The 11846-nt window shown below is 41.7% G+C and carries 11 protein-coding genes and 3 tRNA genes; 8 read left to right on the top strand and 6 right to left on the bottom strand.

What is annotated here, in order from left to right:
- Positions 1-148 precede the first annotated feature (148 nt).
- Positions 149-904 (top strand): helix-turn-helix transcriptional regulator, encoded by a 756-nt coding sequence (locus H0913_RS08380; RefSeq protein ID WP_154604000.1) that lies wholly within the window; start codon positions 149-151, stop codon positions 902-904.
- 24 nt (positions 905-928) lie between these two features.
- A complete protein-coding gene (locus H0913_RS08375) occupies positions 929-1201 on the top strand; it encodes a putative quinol monooxygenase (protein WP_154604001.1) in 273 nt (90 codons plus the stop codon).
- Between the two features lie 76 nt (positions 1202-1277).
- Here H0913_RS08375 and H0913_RS08370 read toward each other — a convergent pair whose 3' ends face one another.
- The gene (locus H0913_RS08370) at positions 1278-1955 is read right to left on the bottom strand and encodes a riboflavin synthase subunit alpha (protein ID WP_154604002.1); all 678 of its coding nucleotides are present in this window, start codon (positions 1953-1955) and stop codon (positions 1278-1280) included.
- Between the two features lie 281 nt (positions 1956-2236).
- Between H0913_RS08370 and H0913_RS08365 the strand changes: the two genes are divergently transcribed.
- The 6 genes from H0913_RS08365 to H0913_RS08340 all read left to right on the top strand — a co-directional run bounded on the left by H0913_RS08365 (position 2237) and on the right by H0913_RS08340 (position 6672).
- The gene (locus H0913_RS08365) at positions 2237-3610 is read left to right on the top strand and encodes an MATE family efflux transporter (RefSeq protein ID WP_181478512.1); all 1374 of its coding nucleotides are present in this window, start codon (positions 2237-2239) and stop codon (positions 3608-3610) included.
- Between the two features lie 159 nt (positions 3611-3769).
- A tRNA-Val gene (locus tag H0913_RS08360) sits at positions 3770-3846 on the top strand.
- Between the two features lie 56 nt (positions 3847-3902).
- Positions 3903-3979: transfer RNA gene (locus H0913_RS08355), tRNA-Val, on the top strand.
- A 41-nt stretch (positions 3980-4020) separates the two neighbouring features.
- Positions 4021-4097, top strand: a tRNA-Val gene (locus tag H0913_RS08350).
- 468 nt (positions 4098-4565) lie between these two features.
- Positions 4566-5978 carry a pyruvate kinase PykF gene (gene pykF, locus H0913_RS08345; RefSeq protein ID WP_036950412.1) on the top strand — a complete coding sequence of 471 codons (1413 nt, stop codon included), beginning with the start codon at positions 4566-4568 and terminating at the stop codon, positions 5976-5978.
- Between the two features lie 457 nt (positions 5979-6435).
- Positions 6436-6672: a major outer membrane lipoprotein gene (locus tag H0913_RS08340; RefSeq protein WP_004263789.1), complete on the top strand. Its 237-nt coding sequence runs from the start codon at positions 6436-6438 to the stop codon at positions 6670-6672.
- Between the two features lie 107 nt (positions 6673-6779).
- On the opposite strand, the gene H0913_RS08335 is transcribed toward H0913_RS08340, so the two are convergent.
- From H0913_RS08335 to sufC, 5 genes are all read right to left on the bottom strand, one after another.
- Positions 6780-7835 carry a L,D-transpeptidase family protein gene (locus tag H0913_RS08335; RefSeq protein WP_154638915.1) on the bottom strand — a complete coding sequence of 352 codons (1056 nt, stop codon included), beginning with the start codon at positions 7833-7835 and terminating at the stop codon, positions 6780-6782.
- Positions 7836-8085: 250 nt separating this feature from the next.
- Positions 8086-8502 (bottom strand): cysteine desulfuration protein SufE, encoded by a 417-nt coding sequence (sufE, locus tag H0913_RS08330; protein ID WP_036950416.1) that lies wholly within the window; start codon positions 8500-8502, stop codon positions 8086-8088.
- Between the two features lie 72 nt (positions 8503-8574).
- Positions 8575-9813, bottom strand: coding sequence for a cysteine desulfurase SufS (gene sufS / locus H0913_RS08325; RefSeq protein ID WP_181478510.1), 1239 nt, complete (start codon positions 9811-9813; stop codon positions 8575-8577).
- A gap of 4 nt (positions 9814-9817) precedes the next feature.
- A complete protein-coding gene (sufD, locus tag H0913_RS08320; RefSeq protein ID WP_154638917.1) occupies positions 9818-11125 on the bottom strand; it encodes a Fe-S cluster assembly protein SufD in 1308 nt (435 codons plus the stop codon).
- A complete protein-coding gene (sufC, locus tag H0913_RS08315; protein ID WP_036950422.1) occupies positions 11100-11846 on the bottom strand; it encodes a Fe-S cluster assembly ATPase SufC in 747 nt (248 codons plus the stop codon). Before sufC ends, sufD begins: the two co-directional genes overlap by 26 nt.

The raw sequence follows: 11846 nt of genomic DNA, 5'->3' as shown, positions 1-11846 counted from the left end.
TTTTTTAGCTTCATAATAATCAGCCACGTTACCATTATTGATAACGTGGCTGACTTTTTTATTTTAGTTAATACGTATTTTATAGAGTTAATTTTTTATCTATAACACGCTATTATTAGCATATTCAATTATGACGTTTTGAAGAGCCATGCTGAAACAGTATTATCCTCCTGATGAATTAAAAGAATTTGTTAGTTCAGTTTTGATTATCAAGAAATTTACTGATGCTATTAAGATCTTCCCAGGCACAGGAGCTGAAATATGGGTTTCGACTGAAAATATCAGTATGTCGACTCACGAGCATACATCCGTCAATCCATTTCAGCTAATCATCCCCAGAGTCAATATATTTACGGCTATCCCGAATAATGCCAGCGTGATGGTTCTACGTATTCGCCACGATGCCTTACGTTTTTTACTTCCCCAACGCACGTTAAATTATACGGATATCCCTACTCCGCTTAGCCAAATATGGAGCAATAATTGGTTTAAATCATTGGCTAACTCTTCATTCAAAGAGTTGCATGAGTGCTTTTATGTCACTAAGGCAGCGAAAAAGGCACATTTTATCGATCACGTTCTGGACTCTCTTTATCGCAATCCAAATAAAAAAATTACCGAAATTGCCGATGACATTGGCTACAGTGCGCGCTTAGTTCAAAAAGAGTTTTTAAAAGAATTTGGGATCACACCAAAACGTTACCAGATCAATTGTCGCTTAGAGCAAGTGATGAAAACCATGGTGAAAGAACAAGATACTTATCGATGGTTTGAAACGGGTTATTATGACCAATCCCACTTTTATCGCGATTTTAAGCGTTACTTTACCATGACACCGTCGGCATTTTTAAAGTCAAATTATTCGCTTTTTTACAATACAAAAACAAAGTCTCCATTAAGATAGTTCTGAGTACATAAGGAGAATGGTATGAGTATTGTTGTATATGCCCAAATCACTACCGAAAAAAAGGATGGGTATTTAACGAAAAAAATCGTTCGCGAAATTGCCAAACGCAGCCGGATGGAAAAAGGATGTTTGCAGTATGATCTGATGGCAAAAGAAAATGGCTACATTGTGTTTGAAGAGTGGGAAAATGCACAAGCATTAGAAATGTATCAAAAAAGCGCTCATTTCAAACAACTTGTTGACGCGATTGAACGTGACAATGCCATTTTTTCGGTTAATTTTAGTGAGAAGTAATAGAATATTCTGGTGAATTTATTACCTACCGATTCAACAGGTTATAGCTCTGCACAGAGCTATAACCTTCTCAAAACTAGATTGATGATTTTTCGCTGTCTACTGAGTCTTCACTCTCTTGTTTCTGCTTCAATAACATTTCTTGTTCTTTCTGATGCAAAACACGCTCAACAGTATCAACAATAGCTTGAGTCTGTGGGTCAATCTCAATGTTGACTTTATGACCCAGTCGCTTGCTACCCAATGTTGTTCTCGCCAATGTTTCTGGAATCAGATGCACACAAAAACGGTTGTTGATAACATCACCAACCGTTAAGCTAATTCCGTCAATCGCCACAAATCCCTTATGTAAGATATATTTCATCAAGGTTTTATCATAAATAGAGAGCCAAACTTGATGATTATCTTCAGAGGTGAAAATCTTGCTAATTTCTGCGGTGGTCACGATATGACCCGAAACCACATGTCCGCCAATTTCATCACCATATTTAGCAGCACGCTCAATATTAACCACGTCCCCTTCTTTTAACTCACCTAAATTAGTGAGGCGCAATGTCTCTTTGATTAAATCAAAGCTAACGTTCTCCCCTTCAATTTTAGTCACGGTTAAACAGCAACCGTTATGCGCAACGGATGCACCGGTTTCTAAACCCACTAATAATTCCGGCGTGAATTTCATGACATGAGTACGGAAATTAGCTCTTTCCGTGATTGAGATAATTGGAGCGGTTCCTTGAACAATGCCTGTAAACATAATGACTCTCGTGCAGTGAATTAATAAACTCAGTTTACCTAAGAATTTTCAGAGATCTATCTTATTTGAGTGGTTATATTTATGCTGCCATCACAAAACATTTAAACGGTTTCTATACTAATCTGCTGTTTTATTATTCTTATCTATAACTATGTTGGATTGATTACATAAAAGAGATAGAATAAGGGGTTAGCATTAACTATCTGATTTTTTAGTAAATCATAGAATTTCATTCCGCTTTTTTCTTTTTTTAATTCGAAACTTATTGTGAAGGTGTATGCGTGCAGAAATATATTACAGAAGCGCGTAGCTTGTTGGCTCTCGGTATCCCTATCTTCTTCGCCCAATTTTCCCAAACTGCAATGGGGTTTGTGGACACCATCATGGCGGGAAGTGTTAGCGAAATCGAAATGTCAGCTGTGGCTGTTGGTTTTTCTATTTGGTTGCCTGCTATTTTATTAGGGCAAGGTATTCTCATGGCGCTCACGCCAATTATCGCTCAAATGAACGGTTCAGGTCGCAGAAACCTGATTGGCGATCAAGTTCAACAAGGCTTGTGGTTAGCCTTTATTTTAGGCGTTAGTATCATGTTGCTGTTGTATAACAGTAAACTGATCATCAGCAACATGCCCCATATTGACCAAGAGTTAGCCGATAAATCGGTTCGTTTCCTACACGCGATTATGTGGGGAGCCCCAGGTTACCTATTTTATCAAGTGTACCGTAGCCAATGTGAAGGGTTGTCAAAAACGAAACCCGGCATGGTCATTGGTTTTCTTGGCTTGATGGTCAATATTCCCGTGAACTATATCTTCATTTATGGTCACTTTGGTGCACCAGCCTTAGGTGGTGTTGGTTGCGGCGTGGCGACAGCAACGGTGTATTGGGCAATGTGTCTGATGATGAGATGGTATGTTAAGCACGCACCAAATCAGAGAGATATCCGTCCTGCGCAACCATTAGGCGCGCCAAATCCAGATACCCTGAAACGCATTATTGTGCTCGGAACACCGATTGGGTTAGCACTGTTTTTTGAAGTCACCCTGTTTGCAGTTGTTGCCCTATTAGTCGCTCCTTTAGGGGTTGTTGCGGTCGCAGGTCACCAAGTAGCGCTTAACTTTAGTTCTGTGATGTTTATGTTCCCGTTATCAATGGGTATCGCTGTCACCATTCGAGTTGGCTATAACTTGGGACGTCAGTCTACTGAAGCCGCAAAAGTCTCTTCTTATACTGGTTTAGCGGTAGGATTAAGTCTAGCTTGCTTAACGGCCATCTTTACCAGCACATTCCGTGAGCCTATCGCGATGATGTATAACAAGAATCCTGAAGTGGTTGTTTTGGCATCTAGCTTGATGCTCTATGCCGCGCTTTATCAGCTTTCAGATTCTATTCAAGTTATTGGTGCCGGTGTGTTACGTGGGTATAAAGATACTCGCTCAATCTTCTTTATTACCTTTACGGCGTATTGGATTTTAGGTTTACCGTCTGGCTATATCTTGGCGTTGACCGACTTCATTACCGAGCCCATGGGACCAAAAGGTTTCTGGTTAGGATTTATTATCGGACTCACCGCTGCGGCTATTGGTATGGCAACACGAATTTTGTGGATCCATCGCCAACCTGACAGCGTCGTTTTATTACGCTCAACGCGATAATTGGCGTAATTTTCAGCATTTTATGGCAAGGTGGCGAATATTTTTCTGCGAATAGTTTTAAATACGAGCAAACTCTCGCAAAATTACATTTTCCCCTTGCCAGATTGACAGCAGAACGTTAATATTCGTCCCCGTCGTTAAAGCAGTAATGATTGATATGCGTCCGTAGCTCAGTTGGTTAGAGCACCACCTTGACATGGTGGGGGTCGGTAGTTCGAGTCTACTCGGACGCACCATTTAAATTCATCATTAGTGACAGACAAATTAGCGACAAACAAAGTTTTATCTCAGTGCGTCCGTAGCTCAGTTGGTTAGAGCACCACCTTGACATGGTGGGGGTCGGTAGTTCGAGTCTACTCGGACGCACCATTTTAATTTGTCATCAGTGACAAACCAAGCTTCATCTCAGTGCGTCCGTAGCTCAGTTGGTTAGAGCACCACCTTGACATGGTGGGGGTCGGTAGTTCGAGTCTACTCGGACGCACCATTCTATTTATTCTGACTCGTTTCTTATTCCCGAATTATTTTTTATCCTGAGCCCCTTAGTAACCCTAATAAAAGTACTCTTTTCAAATATCATATTTATCTTGATTGTGATTTTGTTTTCCCTTATTTTGTTGCGCAACCCACTTTCAACTGAAAATCTCGCTGTTGTTTGATCTTAATTACTTCTGCATCAAATTTAGCAAAATTTGATTTGTCTCACAGTTTGATGTTGTTTATAATGATCCCTCAAGCTGAAAGGTTTCAACAAAGACAAATCAGCATGTTAGCTTTAATGAAAAATGTCATCTACACTATAATAAGAGTCAAAAAGTGACGTTTTTTAAATAACTAGATTTTGAATACCAGACTGTCGCCTATTCTTATAAATGAGTTGCGCAACATAGACTATCTTGCGCATTAAGCATCGGCGGCAATACCGATTTCCTTTATAACCATTAGATAGACTGCCATGAAAAAAACCAAAATTGTTTGTACCATCGGTCCAAAAACCGAATCAGAAGAGAAATTAACTCAGTTATTGGATGCAGGCATGAACGTCATGCGCCTTAACTTCTCCCACGGTGACTATGAAGAACACGGTCAACGTATCAACAACCTCCGCTCTGTCTGTGCAAAAACCGGTAAACAAGCAGCTATTCTGCTGGACACTAAAGGTCCAGAAATCCGTACCATGAAACTGGAAGGCGGCAATGATGTTTCTCTCGTTGCAGGTCAAACTTTCACTTTCACAACAGATACTTCCGTTATCGGTAACCAAGAACGCGTTGCAGTCACTTACCCTGGCTTAACCAAAGACCTTAAAGTGGGTGACACCGTTTTAGTGGATGATGGTTTAATCGGTATGACTGTAACCAACATCACTGCAACTGAAGTGATTTGCCAAGTATTAAACAATGGCGATCTTGGTGAGAAAAAAGGTGTTAACTTACCGGGCGTTTCTATCGGCTTACCTGCACTAGCAGAAAAAGATAAAGAAGACCTCGTTTTCGGTTGCCAACAAGGTGTCGACTTTGTAGCCGCTTCATTTATCCGTAAACGTTCAGACGTTGAAGAAATTCGCGCTCACCTGAAAAAACATGGTGGCGAAAACATTCAAATCATCTCTAAAATCGAAAACCAAGAAGGTTTAAATAACTTCGACGAAATCCTTGAAGCCTCTGACGGTATCATGGTTGCTCGTGGTGACTTAGGGGTTGAGATCCCAGTAGAAGAAGTTATCTTCGCCCAAAAAATGATGATTGAAAAATGTGTTAAAGCTCGCAAGGTCGTTATTACTGCGACTCAAATGCTAGATTCAATGATCAAAAACCCACGCCCTACCCGCGCAGAAGCTGGTGACGTTGCAAACGCCATCTTAGACGGTACAGATGCTGTTATGCTGTCTGGGGAAAGTGCGAAAGGTAAATATCCAGTTGAAGCTGTGACTATCATGGCAACTATCTGTGAACGTACTGACCGCGTTATGCCAACGCGTATTGAAAATCAAAAACCAACCCAGCGCTTACGTGTGACTGAAGCTGTCTGCCGTGGTGCCGTTGAAATGTCTGAAAAACTGGATGTACCATTAATCGTTGTCGCAACTTATGGTGGTAAATCTGCAAAATCAGTCCGTAAATACTTCCCTACTGCACCGATTCTGGCTCTGACAACTAACGAAGAAACTGCTCGTCAATTACTGTTAGTAAAAGGCGTTATTCCGATGATCGTGGGTCCTTTCGAATCAACCGATGATTTCTATCGTGAAGGTAAGCGTGCTGCGTTAGAAAGCGGATTGGCGGTAGAAGGTGATGCAGTCGTGATGGTATCCGGAGCATTAGTACAAAGTGGTACAACAAATACCTCATCAGTACATGTTCTGTAGTTGCCTTGCATAACAGTTGTCCTGCATAACCTAGCGTGATATTAACCCTATTGCTTCACGGCAGTAGGGTTTTTTATTATCTGGAATAACTAAAATTTAGCAATCCGTGCGAAACATAATTTCAATAAGTTACGTTATGATCCGCGAAGATATATTCACCCAGATTTTGGTTACAAAACATTTACAAAATAAATCATAAAACGATAACCATTCGCTCAAATTTCAAACTAAATAACCCTTAATTGAAATTTTTATTCGTTTTCACCCTGTTAAATATAAAGTATTTCTAGCAAAACTTTGAATTACGTACTAGCATAAGACTTAGTAAGTACCATACCCTAATTTACATTAGGTTGTTTTAAAGGGATAGAGGTAGCTTTAAGATAACGCTCTTAAGTCTATTTTTTGGTTACTTGCTTTTATATTTTCAAGATAAATCAATCTAGAGGGTAAAATAATGATTCGTACTAAAATTGTACTGGGCTCTATCGTATTAGCTTCAGCATTACTGGCGGGTTGTTCTAACAGCACTGAAGTGCAAAAGCTCTCTTCAGACGTGCAAACTCTGAACGGTAAAGTTGACCAACTGAGCAACGACGTTCAGTCTCTGCGTTCTGATGTACAAACTGCACAAGAAGAAGCAGCTCGTGCAAACCAACGTCTGGACAACCAAGTACGTACTTACAAAAAATAAGTCCGGCTTGATGTTATCTAGAAAAGCTTAATCGCTGAATTATTGTTGAGGGCCTATTTTATAGGCCCTTATTTTTTACTTCGAAATTCATTTAAGGCGGGCAGTCATTAGCTTTTAAATGACTGATATTTCGCTGGAATAGAAGATTTCACTTCCCCTTCAAATACAGGTTGTGGTTGAGTAATCGTGAATGGCGCAATGGGTTTTAACTGCTGATAATCGCGTTTCATCGGTTCTGAATCATCCCCAACATTCACCCTCACTGGCAATCCTGAACGTCTAGACAACTCTGCTTGAACTTTCGCTTTATCAATTCCCGGATTACTCGCTAAAAACGCTTGGAAATCTTCAGTGAGCTTGATTGGCATTGTCTGTGGATCATCACTGTCTTTACGTGACAATGGCTGATGCACTTCAATGTAATAGCTACCATCTGGCTCTTTTGCATATTTAACTGGCTGATCGATAACTTGAACGCGAGTTCCTTTTGGAACATGGGTAAACAGTGCTTTAATATCATCTGGGCGCAAACGAATACAACCAGAACTAACACGCATCCCAATACCAAAATTGGCGTTAGTACCGTGGATCAAGTATTCGCCACGACCATAAGACAGGCGTAACGCATACAGCCCCATCGGGTTTTCTGGGCCAGCAGGTACCACCGCCGGGAGTGTGATCCCCTGTTGTGCATAATGTTTACGGATATTGGTGGTTGGTGTCCATGTAGGGTCTTTAATCAATTGGCTAATGGACGTTACCATTTCAGGTGTATCTCGTCCTAGCTGACCAATACCAATCGGATACACAGCTACTTTATGGCTATTTTCAGGGTAATAATAAAGACGCATTTCCGCCAAGTTAATCACGATACCGGTACGCGGTGTCGAAGGTAATAACATTTGAGCAGGAATAATCAGTGGCTTACCCACTTCAGGTAAATAGGGGTCTGTTCCTGGATTCGCCTCTAACATCGCCAACAAACCAATCTGATAGTCGCTTGCGATAGCTTCCAGTGGGCGCCCATCGTTAGGCACCACATAGGTGATATTTTCCCCGATCAGGCGTGTGTTGTTATTGGGTAATGGATAATCTTTAGCCTGCGCAGGTGCCAGCACCGCACTCATGACAAACAGACTTACCGCCGTCAAAACTCTTTTCATACCTACTCCAAGGAAAATAAGATTCATTACAAAATTCAAACAATATCGCTCATAATAGCAACTATCTCGAATATCTTTAATACCTAATAAATATTTTAGTACGCTAATAATTTGAATATGAGCTAACGTTGTCTCGTTATTGTTAGTTTAACAATAAAATACAGTAAGTTACTTAGGTATATTTTCTAGGATAAGAATAATAGGAAGAAAAGAAAAGTGTGGGAAATTCCGAAGATTTCCCACAGAACACTTAAAGAAGTTGGTGAGCTCTCGCCAAAATCGACTTGATCATGCCATTTAAACCTTGAGTTCGAGAAGGTGTAAGATGCTGTTCAAGCGCCAATTGCTGGAAAAAATGTTTTACATCCACCGCAAGGATCTGCTCAGGTGTTTTCCCTTGAAAGAGAATAATCACAATCGCCACTAACCCTTTAACAATCGCGGCATCACTATCTCCAGCAAGAACAACATGGCCATCCGGTTGTTTTTGCATATCAATCCACACTTGGCTTTGGCAACCCGCTATCAAGTTATCATCCACCTGTTGAGCTTCAGATAACGCCGGTAAACGCCCGCCCAGTTCAATCATATACAAATAGCGCTCTTCCCAATCTTGGCAACGTGCAAAATTGCGTAATAGCTTCGCTTCATCGGGTAACGCCGACATAATATTTCCTTCTATCTATTCGCTACAATCTTTATGTGCTGCAATACAGTTACTTTGATATATCGTCGGTGTTTAGCCGAGTAATTGTTTAATACGCAATAACGCATTATACAAAGCATCGATATCTTGCTTAGTTGTATAAATACCAATAGATGCACGGCACATCGCTGGAACTTGATAATGTTCCATTAATGGCATCGCACAGTGGTGCCCAGTACGAATGGCAATCCCATATCTATCCAGAAATGCGCCAACATCATAGGCATGATGTTCACCTAAATTAAAGGCTATCACACCTTCACGTTGGTCATTACCATATAAATGAAGGGAAGGCACTTGCTTAAGCAAATCCGTCGCATATTGCATCAATTGCTTTTCATACGCAAAAGTTTTACTTAATCCCAACCCATTGAGATAGTCTAAAGCTGCACCTAAACCAATCATTCCACTTATATTCGGGGTACCCGCTTCAAATCGCCATGGAACATCAGCAAATGTGATCCCTTTTTTCAGGCTGACTTGGCGGATCATCGCCCCACCACCTTCCCAAGGTGGCATCTTCTCAAGCAATGCCTTCTTGCCGTAAAGGATCCCAATACCTGTTGGTCCATATAGCTTATGACCTGAACAGACATAAAAATCGCAATCCAGCGCTTGCACATCAACCTGCTGATGCATCGCCCCTTGCGCACCATCCACGAGGATAGTCAGTGTATTTCCATGCTGGCCTGCAATTTCACGCGCTTGTGAAATCAATTTTTTCACCGAGTTAACGGTACCAAGCACATTAGAAATATGCGTAAAACTGAATAGCTTTGTGCGCGCATCTATGAGTTGTGCGAGCAGAGAGACATCAAGGGTACCATCCTCAAGAATAGGCAGGATCCGTACTTCAAAACCACGCTCTTGCGCCAACATAAACCAAGGAACGATGTTCGCATGGTGCTCCATTTCAGTGATAATAATATTATCGCCTTGCTGGATAAACTGGCGCCCAAAGCTATTAGCAACAAGGTTGATCCCTTCCGTTGTCCCTTTAACAAACACTATCTCTTCAGGGGAAGCCGCGTGCAAAAAATCCGCTGCTTTTTGGCGAACATTTTCCACCAGCGTTGTGGCATTCGCGCTAAGCGTATGAACACCACGATGCACTGCCGCATATTGATGCAACGTAAATTGGCTTTCCGCATCCACAACTTGCTGAGGTTTTTGAGCACTCGCCGCGCTATCTAAATAGACCAATGGATGGTTATTTACTGATTGCGCTAAGGCAGGAAAGTCCTGCCTGACCGATTCAACGTCATATGGCATCGGTTTACACCTCCGCTAAACGTTGATGAATACTCGCCATCACAGCCTGTTTTAACCCATCGATAGTAATTGATTCTGTTAACTCAGCAGCAAATGCATTGATGATCATCTGCTTAGCCGCTTGGCTATCAATCCCTCTAGAGCGTAGATAAAAAAGTTGCTCATCATCGATACGCCCAACCGTTGCCCCATGACCACATTTAACGTCATCGGCATAGATCTCCAGTTGAGGCTTCGTGTCGATTTCCGCTTTTTCACCCAGCAATAAGGTATTGTTAGTCATTTGACCGTCTGTTTTCAGCGCCTTAGGGTCAACTTTGATCATGCCATTGAATACCGCTTTGCTGCTATCCATGGCGATCACTTTATGCAACTGTCGGCTATTACAATAACCCGCATTGTGCTCAAGATAGCTGCGTGTATCGGCTATTTCATTACCTTGCGGCAACAACAGGCTGTTTAACTCAAATTCCGTATTTTCACCGTCAAGACGGCTACTTGTATGATGACGGGTTAGCCCTGCACCTAATAAAAAGCTGCTACTTTTCACTTGGCTATCACGCCCCACCACAATGTCATTATGAGCGAAATGCTGAGCCTGTGAGTTTTCTGTCATTAACTTGAAGTGGGTAAATTGCGCATTATCACCCACTTCGACCGTTAATCGCCCACCAGTCAGATGTGCTTTATCATCTAGACTGACAAAGTGTTCAATCACTTGAGACTGGCTATTATTTCCCAGTGTCAAATGGTAGCGATATTGGCTCATGTTCACCGAGTCTAGATCATGGCTGCCACTGGAGATATTCAGTAAATAGAGTGGCTTAGTCGCAACTTTATTGGCAGCTAACTGGATAATAAGCGGTTGAGCGGCTAGGCATTCCGTTAAATGTAAGAAAATCTCGCTGTTCACCGCATCAGGTAGCCAGTCTTGGCTATCGAGAAGAGAAACTTGAAATTCCCCCGTATCGACAGAACTGAGTTCCGCATTGTAGCGTCCGTCCACTAGCACAACACGATAAGCATCGATAGCTAATGCGAGCGCATCACTTAGCGGAGCCTGCTGTTCTTGCGAGCTAAAACGGTATTGGGTATTTAACACGCTATTTAACGGAGTATAGTGCCAATCTTCATGACGAAAAGCGGGCAGCCCAACGTGTTTAGCGAGACTCCAATGGGTTTGAGCGTGCTGAGATTTTCCACCTAATCCTTGCTCATATAGCGTTTCAAAACGGCGCATTGCCTGCTGATTTAAAGCATTAACCGCAGCGCGTTTTTCTGCTCTTTCACTGTTGGTCAATAAGCCAGCCATAGCCTTGCTCCTCCAGTTTTTTCGCTAAACTGAAATCACCAGATTTGATGATTTTCCCTTGATACAGGACGTGAACAAAATCAGGTTTTACATAGTCCAAAATGCGCTGATAGTGAGTCACGATAATGAATGAGCGCTCAGGAGTACGCAGTGAATTCACACCATTAGAGACGATTTTTAGCGCATCAATATCTAAACCAGAATCGGTTTCATCTAAAATACATAACTTAGGTTCTAACGCCGCCATCTGTAAAATGTCATTACGTTTTTTCTCGCCACCGGAGAAACCCACGTTAACTGAACGGGTGAGCAGGTCTTGTGGCATATCCAATAATTCGATTTTATCTTCGATAAAATCTTGGAAATCAAAGCGGTCTAACGCCTCCTGCTGGCGATATTCGCGCACCGCATTCACTGACGTTTGCAGGAAAAATTGGTTACTCACACCCGGAATTTCAACCGGATATTGGAATGCAAGAAAAATCCCTTCACCCGCACGTTCTTCAGGATCTAACTCAAGTAAGTCCTTGCCATTAAACGTCACTTCACCACTATCAATTTGGTAATCTTCACGACCTGCTAGGGTGGCGGACAAGGTACTTTTACCCGAACCGTTTGGTCCCATAATGGCATGAACTTCCCCCGGTTTAATTTCCAGAGACAGCCCTTTTAAGATTTCATTACCTTCTACACTTACATGTAAATCTTTAATACTTAACAT

Origin of the sequence: Providencia rettgeri (genome assembly GCF_013702265.1) — a bacterium.
Taxonomy (GTDB): domain Bacteria; phylum Pseudomonadota; class Gammaproteobacteria; order Enterobacterales; family Enterobacteriaceae; genus Providencia; species Providencia zhijiangensis.
The sequence above is the reverse complement of the archived record's forward strand: the minus strand, read 5'-3'. Positions and strand labels throughout refer to the sequence as shown.